The organism is Marinobacter sp. R17, from assembly GCF_003789045.1.
Taxonomy (GTDB): Bacteria; Pseudomonadota; Gammaproteobacteria; order Pseudomonadales; family Oleiphilaceae; genus Marinobacter_A; species Marinobacter_A mangrovi.
In genome coordinates this window covers 16,044-30,803 of the sequence record NZ_RHGZ01000016.1, presented here as the reverse complement: position 1 = coordinate 30,803, position 14,760 = coordinate 16,044, and the positions used below count along the sequence as shown (strand labels likewise).

Genomic DNA, 14,760 nt, shown 5'->3' with positions numbered 1-14,760 from the left:
CAAGGTGGAAAGCAGTGGCACCAGACACCCTGCTGACAAAGCGTCAGGACGGACGCGTTAATCTGAGGCCTATAAGGGGCCCGGGGAACGCCTTACGGCGATCAACCCCAGCACAACAAACACAACAAAGATCCATACCCGTGCTTCGAACCGTTCTGCTTTACGCCCTGTTGGGCGTTGCGATTATCGTTGTGCCCGATGCACGCGCCGACTTTGCCCACGATGGCCATGTCGAGCCTGCCATCGACTACCTCCTGTTTGCGGACGACCAGCCGAGCATCCGGGATCCGGTGCAGATCAACGCCCTTGCCCCGTGGCAATCGCTGCCGGCCGGGGAGACGCCCAACTTTGGTTATATCCAGGACATCGCCTGGTTCCGGTTCCCGGTGCCCACGACGGGCGACACCCGTCACCAGATCCTGGAGATCGGCTACCCGCAGCTCGATTCGGTTCACATCTACCTGATGCGCGACGGCAAGCCGGTCGGCGAACTGGAAACCGGTGACTGGCTACCCATGGCGAGCCGCCAGTTGCAGCACCCGCACTTCCTGTATCACTACACCGTCGAGCCCGGGCACGACTACCAGTTCCTGGTCCGGGTCCAGACCAGCGGCGCGCTGCAGGTGCCCATTTCCATCTGGAAGCGGGACGCCTTCTTCAACTACATTTCGGAAGTCGACCAGGCCCACGCCATCTACTACGGCATCCTGATTACCGTCATCTTCTTCAACCTGTTCGTTTTCCTGGCCATGCGCGAGGCCACTTACCTCTACTACGCGCTGTCCACCTTCGGTTACCTGTTCCTGTTGTCGTCCCTGCGCGGCGCCACCTACCCCGTACTGTGGCCCGACAATCCCTGGCTGCAGAACCAGTCGATGATGATGTCGGTGCCCATCGCCGTGTTGTTCTCACTGCTGTTTGCGCGCTCGTTCCTGGAGCTGCACAGCCGCAGCCCGAAGCTGGACCGGGTGGTACGCGCCGGGATCATCATCAACCTGCTGGCGATCCTGGGCAGCTTCCTGCTGACGTACAACACGTCCATGCGCCTGTCGGTGGCCCTGGCCATCCCCAGCTGCCTGCTGCTGACGTTCATCGGCCCGTGGGAGTGGTTCCGCGGCAACCGCCAGGCCAAGCTCTACACCATCGCCTGGGGCATGCTCACGCTGGGCAGCGCCATGACCGCCGCCAACAAGTACGGCTGGGTGCCCACCAACTTCATCACGGAATTCGGCATGGAGATCGGCTCGGCGCTGGAAGCCCTGCTGCTGACCATTGCCCTGGCCGCCCGGCTCTACCAGGAGCGGGAAGACAAGGTGGACGCCCGCGAATCACAGCTGCGGGCCCTCGCGGCCCGGCGCAAGGCGGAACTGCGCATGATGGAGCAGGCCCTGCACAACCCGTTGACCGGCCTGCCCAACCGCAGCTCGTTTGAACTGCAGCTGCAGGACCTGCTGACGCGGGAAAGCGGCCAGCGCCACGCAGTGGGCATCGTGCAGCTGAACAATCTCGACACCATCACCCGCACCCTCGGCCATCAGAATGCGGACCGGGTGCTGGAACTCGCGGCGCGGCGTTTCAACGGCATTTTCCGCGACCTGCCTGGCGTCCACCCAATTGAGCGGGACGAAAACCGCTGCTTCCACGCTGCATCACTGGAATCCACCGCCTTCGGCTTTATCGTCGACGCCGACGAGGCCCGACGCCAGCCGCGCCGGATCATCGAGTGCCTGGAGGCCATCCGTGCGCCCATCGACTACCTGGGGATGCAGCTGCCGCTGGAACCGCGCACCGGTGTGGCCGTCTATCCCGAACACGGCACGGACACCAACACGCTCATCCGCAAGGCCTACGTCGCCCAGGAAAGCGATGACGCCCGGGACCGGGGCCTGGCCTATTACCATCCCAACCAGGACTCCTACAGCGCGGACCGCCTGACGTTGGCATCCAGCCTGCGGGACGCCCTTCGCAAGGATGAGCTGGCGCTGTTCTTCCAGCCCAAGCAATCCCTGACAGACCAAAGCATCGTCGGGGTGGAAGCGCTGATCCGCTGGCCCGGTCGCAAGATTCCGACGCCGGCGGACCAGATTATTGCCGTGGCGGAGCAGACCGGCCTGATCAAGCCGCTCACCCGCTGGGTGCTGGAAAAAGCCATGGTGGCCCGGGACGAACTGGTGGCGGCCGGCCATCCACACCTGAGCGTGTCGGTCAACATTTCTCCCAACAACCTGCGGGAGCAGGAATTTCCACTGTTCGTCCAGCGCCTGATGACCAGTTACCCGCAGCACGCCGGCAAGATCATCCTGGAGGTCACCGAAACCTCGATGATGCTGGATCCGGCCAACTCCCTGCGCGCCTTGCGCTCGCTCGACTACACCGGCATCCCGCTGTCGATCGACGATTTCGGATCGGGCTACTCGTCCCTGTCCTACATCAAGCGTCTGCCCGCCAGCGAGATCAAGATTGACCGCTCACTGATCACCGACCTGACGTTCCAGGCGGAAGACCGGGTGATCGTGCAGACCACCATCAACATGTGTCATGACCTGGGCTACAAGGTGGTGGCGGAAGGCGTGGAGGATCTGGAAACCGCCGAACTGCTGGCCGGCATGGACTGCGACATGATCCAGGGCTTTCACCTGACACCGCCCCAGCCGATGGAGGAGATACTGCTGTGGCTGGCCGGCCAGAACGGCCGGGAGCAGCGGCGGGCCTGACAGGTGCCAGACCCGAGGTATGGGGCGAGCGCTACTTCTTGTCCCGACGTTGACGGATCAGCGCTTCCTGCGCCGTGGAGGCCACCAGCACGCCGTCCCGGTTGAAGATATTGCCCCGGTTGAAGCCGCGGCCGCCGGAGGCGCTGGGGCTGTCGGTGTCGTACAGCAGCCAGTCGTCGATGCGGAAATCCCGGTGGAACCAGAGGGCGTGGTCCAGGCTGGCCACCTGCATCCCGCGATTCATGAAATTCACGCCGTGGGGGTTGAGAGACGTGCCCAGCAAACCAAAATCCGAAGAGTAGGCCAGCAGGCAGCGATGCAGCACCGGATCGTCCGGAAGATCGCCCTGGGCGCGGAACCAGGCCTGCTTGTGGGGCGGCCGCGGCTCCGGTTTGAGTGGGTTGACCGGTGCCACCGGGCGGATTTCGATGGGGCGTTCCCGGGTCAGCTTGTCCCGCAGGTGTTCGGGAATATACTGCTTCATCATCAGGGACAGGGTGTGCTCTGATTTGAGCGTATCGAAGCCGGGTGCGTAGGGCATGGTATCCTGGTGATCAAAGCCGGATTCCTCCACCTGGAAGGACATGGACCCGGTGAGGATCTCCTTGCCGGCCTGGCGGGCGATCACCCGGCGTACCGAGAAGGTACCGCCATCGCGCACCCGCTGGACTTCGTAATCTATCGGCAACTCCGGATGCCCCGGACGCAGGAAATAGGCATGCAGCGAATGCGCCGCCCGATCCTCAATCGTACGGCTGGCCGCCATCAGGGCCTGGCCCAGCACCTGGCCACCAAAGACCGCGGGGAATCCGAGATCCTCGCTCTCGCCCTGGAAGTGATCATCACCAATCGGGGCCAGATCCAGCAATTCGACCAGTTTGCGTGTGACGTCAAGCATGCCTGCTCCTGTTGATTCTTTATCTCGAAAGGCGCTTTTTCTACCTCAGCGGACCGACCAAAGCAATGGCCGGCGCGGACAGTCAGCCGCATCCAGCCGGTGCCCTGCGCCCAGTTTAAAGCAGTTTGGGTTCGGGATCGCGCTTTTGGGTTTCTGCCTTTCCGGATTCGCCGATCCCCTCGACTGGCATTACCGTGATGATACCCCCGGGCACGTCATCGAGCCGATTCCGCCGGATTCTGACGACGCCGGCACGATAGGCAAGCCGCCGCCTCTGCTGGCCTCGCCACAGCAACAGGACGACGACCGGGGCTGGTCGCTGATCAACCCCCAGGTGACGACCGGGCGGCCGGACGCGTTTGTCGATCGGCGGGAAGCCGTGCGGATCAACCAGCAGTCGCAGGATCAGTCACGACTGAACGGCGCTCACGACTCGGCGCTGCTGGACAGCCTCCCCGAGTCGTTGCGGGGACTGGATTATCGGCTGGAGATGGGGCTGCGCTACCGTTTTTAAGCGCGGAGGGCCTGCAAGGCGCCCGAGGGCGCCGCAGGGCGGGGTTGCCGCTCAGCCGTGAATCGGCGGAACCTGTTTGGACAACGCCTGCTTTTCCAGCGCGTAATCGCCGGTCACGGCGAAGCCCAGTACGTTACCGTCGGCATCCTTGAACAGGGCTCGCACGTTGTTGCCGTCCTGCTCGATTTCCCACTCCCCCTGGGCTTCCGGCGCGGGCGGGCAGACCGCCGTGGGGCAACAGGGGGTTTTCACCATCACCGGCATCACGCCGTAGGCCACATCCGTGGGCGTACCGGTCAGGGTCTTGGCCAGGGCGCGGGAGCAGGCCATCAGCGGCAGCACGTACAGCAGGACGTGGCCATCCACCTCGGCGCAATCGCCCAGCGCGTAGATGTTGTCGGCACTGGTCTGCAGCTGGCGGTTGACCTGAATCCCCCGACCCACGGCCAGCCCGGCGGCTTCGGCCAGTTCCACTCGAGGACGCAGGCCGACCGCGGAAATCACCCGGTCAGCGTCCACGGTCTCACCGTTGGCCAGGGTCAGGCGAACGCCGTCGCCCTGATGGGCGATGTGCTCCACCACCGTTTCCAGATGGAAGCGCACGCCCTCTTCCGTCAACGCCCTGACCACGGCATTACCGGCCACCGGCGGCACCAGGCCCGGCATGGCGGTATCGGATGGCGCAATCACGTCCACGTCGTAGCCGCCATTGCGCAGGTCGTTGGCGAACTCACAACCAATCAGGCCGGCGCCCATGATGGCGACCCGGGACTGACCTTCCAGCGTGTTGCGGAAGGCCCGGTAATCCATCAGGTCATTAATGGAATAGACGAACTCCTGACCGTCGCCGTCCAGCGGAATGCGGATGACGTCCGCACCCCAGGCCAGCACCAGCTTGCTGTAGGGCAGGCGCTCGTCGCCGATAAGGACGCACTGGTTCGCCGCGTCGATGCCGGTCACCGTGGTGTGGGTACGCAGCTCGATATTGAGCTGTTCGGTCATGCCGGCGGCATCGGACTGGGCCAGTTCGTCGGCGGTCTTACCCTTGGTAAACCCCGTGGAGAGCATCGGCTTGGAATAGCTATGACCATCGTCGGCGGTGATCATCAGGACGGGCACTTCCTTGTCCTGCTTGCGGATTTCCCGCGCCAGCGAATAACCGGACAGGCCGGTACCGATAATGACGATGGGGGCATTCTGACTCATGCCACAGCTCTCCTCTTGTAAGTGTTGACGGCTCGCGCCGGTCAGCGGGATCGGGCTGGCCGATCTCAGCCGATTTCAATCATCTCGAAGTCTTCTTTGCCCACGCCGCAGTCGGGGCAGACCCAGTCCTCGGGAACATCTTCCCAGGCGGTTCCCGGCTCAATGCCGTCTTCCGGCCAGCCCTCGGCTTCATCGTAAATCCAGCCACAGACAACGCACTGCCACTTTTTCATCGTCTTTCCTCCAGTTCCCGGACGGTCGGGACTTCTATTTGGTCTACAATCCCACATGCCCTGCATGCCGGATCAGCGGTCAATCATTGGGCCCGACATGATACCCGTTGTCCACGCGATGACCAATGCCAAGGGGGACAAGGGATTCTCCACAGCGGCCAGCACCGGACACGAGACAGGCCTCCCCCGACGCGGCTCGCTCCGGTATAATGGCGTGCTTTTGGGGAGACGCCGGCGGCGCCTCCCCCCGATACAGGATTTGCACGGTATGACTGATTCCCACGACGAGCTGCAACAGGTCTTTGACGAGGCCGACTGCCTCCGCACCGAGCCGGAGGTCCAGGCCGCGATCGACCGGATGGCCGCCGCCATCACCGACACCCTCAAAGACCGCGACCCGCTGCTGTTCTGCGTCATGAACGGCGGGCTGATCCTGACCGGCCAGTTGCTGACCCGTCTGTGCTTCCCGCTGCAGGCCGAGTACCTGCACGCCACCCGCTACCGTCAGGAGACCACCGGCGGCATCCTGGAATGGAAGCTGCGCCCGGACGTGGACATGCACGGGCGCACGGTGTTGATCGTCGACGACATCCTGGATGAAGGCACCACGCTCAACGCCATTGCCGACTACTGCAAGGCCCAGGGCGCCGCCGACGTGCTGACCGCAGTGCTGGTGGACAAACAGCACGACCGCAAAGCCAAACCGGGCCTGAAGGCCGATTTCACCGGCCTGGACGTCGAAGACCGTTTCCTGTTCGGCTACGGCATGGACTACAAGGGTTACTGGCGCAACGCTCCCGGCATCTATGCCGTCAAGGGGCTTTGATATCTCGACCCGGCCGTCTTACGACATGATACTGCCCCGCGTCCCGGCCGCCCGCTGGTACCCTGGCGTGGCGGCCGCCCAGCTGGTCCGGCCCCAGCCGGTGGCTGACGCGCTGTACTGGCTGGAGCTGGAGGGATCGTTGACTCGCGCCCTGCAGCTGCGCTGCCGTGAGCGCTTTCACGTTGACGTCCTGCGCGAGGGCTTCGCGCGGCCGACCCTGAAAGAAGCCCAAACCCTCCACATTCCATCTCGCCAGCTGGCCTGGATTCGCGAAGTCCAGCTGTGCGGCGACGGTCAGCCCTGGGTCATGGCCCGCACGGTCATTCCGCTGGCAACCCTCCGGGGTCGCGGTCGACGCCTGCGCCACCTGGGCGGCCGCCCACTGGGCGCATTCCTGTTCAGCCAGCGGCGCTGGCATCGGGGCCCGTTCCAGATCGGCCTGACCCAGAACCAGGGACCCGGCCAGCCGACGGTGGGACGCCGCTCCCGCTTCCACCGCGACCACGACGCCCTGCTGGTCGGCGAATATTTCCTGCCCCGCTTGCTTCAGGACGTTTCCAGCCAGAACACAGGTTGAGCGACGCGCTTCAAACCCGATGCATCCCCTCGCTATAATCAGGCGGACGCCCATTTTTACGCCGAAAAGCCGAGCCGCCATGACCCTCGATTTCCTGCCCGACCACCTGCAATCCAAGCTCATCGCCTACATGCAACTGCTGCGGATCGATCGCCCCATCGGCACCCTGCTGCTGCTCTGGCCGACGTACTGGGCCCTGTGGCTGGCAGCCGACGGCGGTATGCCGGGCATCGGCAATATCCTGGTCTTCGGCCTGGGTGTGTTCATGATGCGGGCAGCCGGCTGCGCCATTAACGACTTCGCCGATCGCAAGGTGGATGGCCATGTGAAGCGGACCCAGGCGCGGCCGCTGGCCACCGGCCGGATCGCCCCCGCCGAGGCGGTCCTGCTGTTCCTGGGGCTGTGCCTGGCGTCGTTCCTGATGGTGGTGTTCTTTACCAACACGCTGACGCTGTACCTGTCGTTCGGCGGTCTGGTGCTGGCCTTCATCTATCCGTTCATGAAACGCTACACCCACCTGCCACAACTGTTCCTGGGGGCGGCGTTTTCCTGGGCCATTCCCATGGCCTGGGCGGCGGAAGCCAATGAAGTGACCCGGCTGGCGTGGCTGCTGTTTACCGCCAACGTGCTCTGGACCGTCGCCTACGACACGCTCTACGCCATGGTGGATCGGGATGACGATCTCAAGATTGGCGTCAAATCCACGGCCATCCTGTTCGGCGACGCGGACCGCCTGATCGTGGGGATCCTGCAGGCCCTGGTGATCCTGATCCTGGCCATGGTCGGGACCCAGGCGGAATTGGGCGTGTTGTATTATCTCGGGCTGGTGGGCATGGCGGTCTTTTTCCTGTACCAGCAGCACCTGATCCGCTTCCGCGAACGCGAGCCCTGCTTTCACGCTTTCCTCAACAACAACTGGGCTGGTGCGATCGTGTTTGCCGGCCTGTTCCTCGACAGCCTGATGCGCTGACCCGTCTGTCATATACTTGTAACAAAGGCAGGTTGTAATGAGCCAGCAACAAAGGAACCGGGGCGACGGACGCTCCGCCGTTCCGGAAACAGACTGAATTCAAGCACGCCTTCATGCAGCTCCTGCAGCAAGCGGTCCAGGAGCCCGGCACAGCCTGTTTCAGCGATTCCATAACCGCTGGTGATGACAAGGTAGGATGTCATGACGGGAAAAACAGTTCTTATCGTCGATGACGAAGCATCGATTCGCGAGATGATCGCCGTGGCCCTGGAGATGGCCGATTACGATTACCTCGAAGCTGCTGACGCGCTGGATGCGCACGCCATAATCGTGGACAAGAAGCCGGACCTGATCCTGCTCGACTGGATGCTGCCCGGCACCAGCGGCATCGAACTGGCGCGGCGACTGAAGAAAGATGAAACCACGGCGGAAATTCCGATTATCATGCTTACCGCCAAGGTGGAGGAAGACAACAAGGTCCAGGGCCTGGAATCCGGGGCCGATGACTACATTACCAAACCCTTCTCCCCGCGGGAGCTGGTGGCCCGTCTCAAGGCGGTGCTGCGACGCACGACGCCGGCCGGCGTGGAAACCCCGGTGGAAGTGGACGGCCTGCACCTGGACCCGGCCAGCCATCGCGTCACCACCCCGATCGGTGCGCTGGACATGGGCCCGACCGAATACAAGCTGCTGCAGTTCTTCATGACCCATCAGGAACGGGTCTATACCCGGGCACAGTTGCTGGATCAGGTCTGGGGGGGCAACGTCTATGTGGAAGAGCGGACCGTTGACGTCCATATCCGCCGATTGCGCAAAGCACTGGGCGACAAGTACGATCACCTGATCCAGACGGTTCGCGGCACCGGCTACCGGTTTTCCACCCGCGCCGCCTGACGGCTTGCCGTCACTGAATCGCAAACAGGCGCCGCCATTTATTGGGGCGCCCTGACGGGATCGTTCAATGCAGCACAACTGGTCGCATCATCTGCGCCTGATTATCGGTGTCCTGCTGGGCATTATGCTGGTGGGGCTCTGGTTCGGACACCCCCTGATCGGCCTGGCGGTCGGTCTGTTCGGCTACCTGATCTGGACGCTGGTGCAGATGCGCCGCCTCCACCACTGGCTCAGCCACCCGGACGAGGATGACGAAGCGCCGGGCAGCATCGGCATCTGGGGCGAGATCTTCGACGGCCTGCACCGCATGCACCGGGCCAACCAACGCCGTCAGGATCAACTGCAGACCCGCATCAACCGCGTGCAGGAATCCACCAACGCCATGCGCGACGGCGTTATCATGACCGATGCCGACGGTGCCATGGAATGGTGGAACTGGTCCGCCGAATACCTGCTGGGCTTTCGTCGGGAAACCGACCGCGGCCAGCCCATCCACAACCTGATCCGCAACCCGGCCTTCAAGGCCTACTTCGATGCGCGGGACTACCGCGACCCGCTGGAGCTGCGTTCGCCGGCCAAGCCGCACATTCACCTGCAGATCCAGATCAGCCTGTTCGGCGACGACGACCGCCTGATCGTGGCCAAGGACGTCACCCGCCTGTTCCAGCTGGAACAGATGCGGCGGGATTTCGTCTCCAACGTCTCCCATGAGATGCGCACCCCGCTGACGGTGATCAGCGGCTACCTGGAAACCCTGTCGGACCACGCCGACGAAGTGCCTGCCAAATGGCGCCGGGCTTTGACCACCATGTCCCAGCAGGCGGAGCGGATGGAAGCGCTGATCACCGACCTGATCCTGCTGGCCAAACTGGAAACCGGCGAACAGCACATCGACGACCGCGTGACCGACGTGGCCGCATTGATCCGCCAGACCTGCAGCGACGCCAAAGCCGTCAGCGGCGACGCCGGCCACATCATCGAAATGGACATCGGCGAGCGGCATCACCTGTTCGGTGACGAGAACCAGCTGCGCAGCGCCTTCTCCAATATCATTTTCAATGCGGTGAAGTACACGCCGGCCGGCGACACGATCAAGGTGCGCTGGTACACCGATCGGGAAGGGGCGCACCTGTCGGTCAAAGACAGCGGCATCGGCATCGATCCGGTCCATATTCCGCGCCTGACCGAGCGCTTCTACCGGGCCGATCCCAGCCGTCACCAGCAGACCGGCGGCACCGGCCTGGGCCTGGCCATCGTCAAGCACGTGTTGCTGAACCACGATGGATCGCTGGAGATCAACAGCCAGCCCGGAGAAGGCAGCGAGTTCGTCTGCCATTTCCCGCGCCAGCGCATCACCGAGGCGCCGATCGAGACGGCCTGACGGCGATCAGCCGCCGGCGCGGAAGCGGGCAATGAAGCGCGAGAGGTCTTCCATTTTCTTGGGATCTTCATCGACGAAGCGGATCACCAGGCTGACGAAGTCCGTGTCCTGGCGCTTCTCCACCGCCTGAAGCTGGTGCACGTAGCCGTTCAGCCGCGCCACCTCGCCCTCGTTGATTTCCATATCGACCACCGCCTGGTCGAGGATGCCCGGGAACGACTGGTCGCGCTTGGCGATGACCCGGATTTCGGTGAGGGTGATGTCCTTCACCACGCAGCGCAGCACCGAATCCGCAAAGCGGATCGCCGCCACACTCCGGGACTTGCTGGCAACGGTGCGTTCAGGAGCGGCGGGCGCTTCCTTGGGCTTACCGGTCAGCAGCGCCGCGGATTCCTTGAACGCGTCAGCGGGGCCTTCCAGTGACTTGCCGGAGGACGTCATGGCGTCCTTCAACCGGCGCCCCATCACCTTGATGATCTTCTTGCTGAGGCCATCGGGGCTGAATGGCTTGCCGAGGTATTCGGACACGCCTTCCTGCACCGCTTCGATGACATGGGACTTGTCGCCGCGGCTGGTGATCATGATGAACGGACAGCGCTGGTAATTGTCCTGCTGGCGCACCCAGCGCAGCAGCTCCAGACCCGACATTTCCGGCATCTCCCAGTCGCACAGGACCAGATCGAACCGCGTCCGGGTCATCAGGAACTGCGCCTTCTTGCCATTGGCGGCCTCGGTGATCTCGATGACCGGAAAACGCGTGCGGACGGTGCGCTTGACCAGATCCCGCACAAAGCTGGCGTCATCGACCACCAGCGCCTTGAGTGTCGCCATACTACGGCCCCTTCAACAGTAACTGATGACAACTATAGACCAGAGTGCCCCTACAACCGGAGCCCGGTCGGCCCCGATCCTTAAAAAATTGTCACGCCGGGTCGCCGGAGGCGGTATTTTCCGCGGCCCAAAACAGGCTACCATGCGGTTTCCCCGGACTCGCAGCGAGAGGACGCTTTTGTGACAAGACGAACACCTGCCATGCGCACCCTGGGCGGCCTTTTACTGGCCGGATGCCTGTCCCCGGCCCTGGCCCAGACAGAGGAAGGCACCACCCCCTTCAGCGACTGCGTCGCCAGCCTCAAGGACCGGGCCCTGCAGGCAGGTATTTCTCCGGACACCACCGCCAACGTCCTCGACCAGGTCAGCCTGTTGGACCGGGTGATCGAGCTGGATCGCCGTCAGCCGGAATTCACCACCACCTTCGCCGACTACCTCAACCGCCGGGTTAACGAGGATCGTATCAGCAAGGGCCGGGAACTGCTGCGCAGCCAGTCGGAGCTGCTGCACCGGGTGACCGCCAAGACGGGCGTGCCCGGCCCTTATCTGCTGGCGTTCTGGGGGCTGGAAACCAACTTCGGCACCTATTTCGGAAAGATGTCGGTCCCCAGCGCCCTGGCGACCCTGGCCTGCGATCACCGCCGCAGCCGTTACTTTTCCGGTGAACTGATCTCAGCCCTGCGCATCATCGACGAAGGCGCCATCGATCCGGACCAGATGGAAGGCTCCTGGGCCGGTGCCATGGGCCACGTGCAGTTCATGCCGTCGGTTTTCCTGCGCTATGCCGTGGACGCTGACGGGGACGGCAAGCGGGACCTCTGGCACAGCATACCCGACGCCATGATGTCGGCGGGTAATTTCCTGCAAAACCTGGGCTGGGACGGCGACTACCGCTGGGGCCGTGAGGTCCGACTGCCCAAGAACTTTGACTACAGCCTCGCGGGCCTTCAGCGAGGCAAGCCCCTGTCCGAGTGGCGCAAGCTGGGCGTGACCGATGCCTTCGGTAATACCCTGCCCCAAGCCGACATCAATGCCGCCCTGCTGGTACCGGCCGGCCACGAGGGCCCGGCCTTCCTGGTCTACCACAACTTCCACGTCATCATGGGCTGGAACCGGTCGGAATACTACGCGTTGGCGGTGGGCCACCTGGCAGACCGGATCGCCGGTGCCGGTGGCCTGCAGAATCCGCCACCGGAGGATGCGCCGCGCCTGTCGAGGGCCGAAGTGGAAGCCCTGCAGAAAGCCCTCAGTGCCCGCGGCTACGACAGCGGCAAGCCGGACGGCATCCTGGGTCCGGCCACCCGCAGCGCGATCCGGGACTTCCAGAAAGACCAGAACCTGATCGCCGACGGCTTCCCGGACAAGACCCTGTTCGACGCGCTGGACGTCAAACTCGCCGATCCGGATGCGGGTTGAGTCTATGGACGACAAACCCGAAATTCTCGACACCCGCCTGGTCGCCCGCAGCCGCCTGTTCGGTATCGAGTCCGTCCACTTGCGCTTCAGCAACGGCGAGGAGCGGGAATTCGAGAGACTGCGCACGCCACCTCTGGCGGGCGTGATGTGCGTCCCGCTGTTGGATGAGGATACGGTCGTACTGATTCGCGAATATGGCGCCGGCCTGGAAAACTACCAGCTCACCCTGCCCAAAGGCGCCTACGAGCACGGCGAAGACTGGCGGCAGGCGGCCAACCGGGAGTTGCGCGAAGAGATCGGCTATGGCGCCCGCTCACTGACCCACCTCAAGGACATGAGCCTGTCACCCGGCTACATGGGCCACAAGATTCGCGTCGTGATTGCACGGGATCTCTATGAAGAGTGGCTCGAAGGAGACGAACCCGAGCCGCTGGAGGTGCTGACCTGGAAACTGTCGAACCTGGAATCGCTGGTGCAGCGCGAGGACATGACCGAAGCGCGGGTCATTGCGGCGTTGTATATGGTGCGCGAGAGCTTGCATCGGCTGTAATACCCACGAGCCAAATGTCAGTTTTTTATACAGACCTGACAAATCACTAAATATACCCCTTTGTATTTAAAGACTTTTTAAACCTGGCACAAATATAGCTTTTCCTGCCGTACGTTCGAAAGAACGAACCTCCTTCGGAATGGACAACAGGAATAACGCTATGAAATTCATAAAAACATGCCTGGGTGCTACAGCGCTGTCTCTCGCCCTGGCTTCGTCAGGTGCCTGGGCCTTCCCGATTGACCTGGATTCTGTTTCAGGACAGTGGTCGAATCATTCGGGCGGACAAAACGTGCATTACAACGCTGCCGGCAACCAGATTCGCTGGGGTTACGGCTATCCGCAAAGCGGCTATGGTTTCGTGGGAAGCGCTCCGCCTTCCGTAACCATTAACGATTCCTCGCCGTTCTCACTCGGGACGTTCACGCATTACAACTACCCGATCTCGAATGAAAGCGCCATCGACAGTGTTGACCTCAACATCTACGCCGATTTCTCAACGGCGGACGGCAGCACGTCGCAAGGCCCCTTTGCCTTCACCTTCCTGCATAATGAAACACCGAATAATGCGCCGGTTGAACATTGCGGAAGCCTCTGTCAGTTCCTGGCCATTTTCGGCATTGATACGTCTTACACCACTCACGACGGACCGGTCGACGACATCGTTCAGATCATTTTTGACGACGCCCTGACCAGTTCTGAATTCAAGATCGGTTCAGAAATCTACTCCCTGAGCATTCTGGGCTTTGAGGGTGATTCGTCCATGCTGACAACGTCCGAGTACAGCCAGACGTCAGTCAACCTGCTCGCAAGCCTCAATGTCCGCGATGTCCCGGAACCGGGCACGCTTGGTCTGATGGGTCTGGGTCTGTTGGCTCTGGGCGCCGCACGTCGACGCGCCGCCTGATCGGACATCCCGGTCGCCAGAAATGCCCCGCTCCTGCGGGGCTTTTTATTTTATGGCTTGGCGTCCGATCATGAGATCTCGCCAGGCACATTGCCACTGAGAGGTGTTCCGGCGACAATGCCTCAAATTTCTGAAGAGCCCCCTGTCACCTTGCGCCTCGATTACCTGATTTCCAAAGGCAAGAATCTCTCACGTAAAGAGACTCGCCGGTTCATTCTGGCCGAGCGCGTCAGCGTGGATGGACAGACCTGCAAAAAAGCCGCCACGCAACTTACCGGTGGAGAAGTCGTCTGCCTCGACGGCGAACCGGTGTCCTTGCCCGGCGAACGTTATCTGATGCTGAATAAACCGCTCGATGTCGTTAGCGCCACCCGCGATGACGAGCACTCGACGGTGCTCGACCTGGTGCCGCGAGAGCTGCGCCGCGACCTGCATATTGCCGGTCGCCTGGACCGAGATACCACTGGCCTGCTCCTGCTCACCAGCGACGGCCAGTGGTCACACCGGGTCACGTCGCCGCGTTCACAATGCGACAAGACCTACCGTATGGAGCTGGCGGAGCCCTGCACGGATGCCATGCTGGCCCAACTCCGCGCCGGCGTCCTGCTCAAGGGCGAAAACAAGCCGACGGCGCCGGCGCAGGTCGAGGTATTGGGGGAGAGGCAATTACGATTGGTGATCCGTGAGGGCCGCTATCATCAGGTGAAGCGGATGCTGGCCGCCGTGGGCAATCACGTGAACAACCTTCACCGGGAAGCCATTGGAGCGGTGCATCTGGATCCCGCGTTGGCGCCGGGCGAGTTCCGCGCACTGACTCCGGACGAAATCGACAGCCTGGGCTGA

The 14,760-nt window shown here is 62.7% G+C and carries 15 protein-coding genes; 11 read left to right on the top strand and 4 right to left on the bottom strand.

Annotation, left to right across the window (positions count from 1 at the left end):
- Window positions 1-140 precede the first annotated feature (140 nt).
- The gene (locus tag EB809_RS12505; protein WP_123635157.1) at window positions 141-2,714 is read left to right on the top strand and encodes an EAL domain-containing protein; all 2,574 of its coding nucleotides are present in this window, start codon (window positions 141-143) and stop codon (window positions 2,712-2,714) included.
- A gap of 31 nt (window positions 2,715-2,745) precedes the next feature.
- On the opposite strand, the gene tesB is transcribed toward EB809_RS12505, so the two are convergent.
- Window positions 2,746-3,612, bottom strand: a complete 867-nt coding sequence (gene tesB, locus EB809_RS12500) for an acyl-CoA thioesterase II (RefSeq protein WP_123635156.1) — start codon at window positions 3,610-3,612, stop codon at window positions 2,746-2,748.
- A gap of 145 nt (window positions 3,613-3,757) precedes the next feature.
- Between tesB and EB809_RS12495 the strand changes: the two genes are divergently transcribed.
- Window positions 3,758-4,126 carry a hypothetical protein gene (locus tag EB809_RS12495; RefSeq protein ID WP_123635155.1) on the top strand — a complete coding sequence of 123 codons (369 nt, stop codon included), beginning with the start codon at window positions 3,758-3,760 and terminating at the stop codon, window positions 4,124-4,126.
- Window positions 4,127-4,177: 51 nt separating this feature from the next.
- Here EB809_RS12495 and EB809_RS12490 read toward each other — a convergent pair whose 3' ends face one another.
- Both EB809_RS12490 and rd read right to left on the bottom strand, forming a co-directional pair.
- Window positions 4,178-5,332 carry an FAD-dependent oxidoreductase gene (locus EB809_RS12490; protein WP_123635154.1) on the bottom strand — a complete coding sequence of 385 codons (1,155 nt, stop codon included), beginning with the start codon at window positions 5,330-5,332 and terminating at the stop codon, window positions 4,178-4,180.
- Between the two features lie 65 nt (window positions 5,333-5,397).
- Window positions 5,398-5,565: a rubredoxin gene (gene rd, locus EB809_RS12485; RefSeq protein ID WP_123635153.1), complete on the bottom strand. Its 168-nt coding sequence runs from the start codon at window positions 5,563-5,565 to the stop codon at window positions 5,398-5,400.
- Between the two features lie 268 nt (window positions 5,566-5,833).
- On the opposite strand from rd, the gene EB809_RS12480 reads away from it, so the two are divergent.
- The 5 genes from EB809_RS12480 to phoR all read left to right on the top strand — a co-directional run bounded on the left by EB809_RS12480 (window position 5,834) and on the right by phoR (window position 10,213).
- Entirely contained in the window at window positions 5,834-6,391 is a 558-nt protein-coding gene (locus EB809_RS12480) for a hypoxanthine-guanine phosphoribosyltransferase (RefSeq protein WP_123635152.1), read from the top strand.
- 25 nt (window positions 6,392-6,416) lie between these two features.
- A complete protein-coding gene (locus EB809_RS12475) occupies window positions 6,417-6,968 on the top strand; it encodes a chorismate--pyruvate lyase family protein (RefSeq protein WP_190294890.1) in 552 nt (183 codons plus the stop codon).
- A gap of 79 nt (window positions 6,969-7,047) precedes the next feature.
- Window positions 7,048-7,938, top strand: coding sequence for a 4-hydroxybenzoate octaprenyltransferase (gene ubiA / locus EB809_RS12470; protein WP_123635150.1), 891 nt, complete (start codon window positions 7,048-7,050; stop codon window positions 7,936-7,938).
- A 201-nt stretch (window positions 7,939-8,139) separates the two neighbouring features.
- On the top strand, window positions 8,140-8,832 hold the full coding sequence (gene phoB / locus EB809_RS12465; RefSeq protein ID WP_123635149.1) for a phosphate regulon transcriptional regulator PhoB: 693 nt from the start codon (window positions 8,140-8,142) through the stop codon (window positions 8,830-8,832).
- Between the two features lie 67 nt (window positions 8,833-8,899).
- On the top strand, window positions 8,900-10,213 hold the full coding sequence (gene phoR / locus EB809_RS12460; protein ID WP_123635148.1) for a phosphate regulon sensor histidine kinase PhoR: 1,314 nt from the start codon (window positions 8,900-8,902) through the stop codon (window positions 10,211-10,213).
- A 6-nt stretch (window positions 10,214-10,219) separates the two neighbouring features.
- On the opposite strand, the gene EB809_RS12455 is transcribed toward phoR, so the two are convergent.
- Window positions 10,220-11,044: a response regulator gene (locus tag EB809_RS12455; protein WP_123635147.1), complete on the bottom strand. Its 825-nt coding sequence runs from the start codon at window positions 11,042-11,044 to the stop codon at window positions 10,220-10,222.
- Window positions 11,045-11,245: 201 nt separating this feature from the next.
- On the opposite strand from EB809_RS12455, the gene EB809_RS12450 reads away from it, so the two are divergent.
- From EB809_RS12450 to EB809_RS12435, 4 genes are all read left to right on the top strand, one after another.
- Window positions 11,246-12,460 carry a lytic murein transglycosylase gene (locus tag EB809_RS12450; RefSeq protein ID WP_123635218.1) on the top strand — a complete coding sequence of 405 codons (1,215 nt, stop codon included), beginning with the start codon at window positions 11,246-11,248 and terminating at the stop codon, window positions 12,458-12,460.
- Window positions 12,461-12,464: 4 nt separating this feature from the next.
- Window positions 12,465-13,010, top strand: a complete 546-nt coding sequence (nudE, locus tag EB809_RS12445; protein ID WP_123635146.1) for an ADP compounds hydrolase NudE — start codon at window positions 12,465-12,467, stop codon at window positions 13,008-13,010.
- Between the two features lie 160 nt (window positions 13,011-13,170).
- Window positions 13,171-13,917, top strand: a complete 747-nt coding sequence (locus EB809_RS12440; protein WP_123635217.1) for a THxN family PEP-CTERM protein — start codon at window positions 13,171-13,173, stop codon at window positions 13,915-13,917.
- A 117-nt stretch (window positions 13,918-14,034) separates the two neighbouring features.
- Complete coding sequence (locus EB809_RS12435) at window positions 14,035-14,760, top strand: pseudouridine synthase (RefSeq protein ID WP_411711069.1); 726 nt, start codon at window positions 14,035-14,037, stop codon at window positions 14,758-14,760.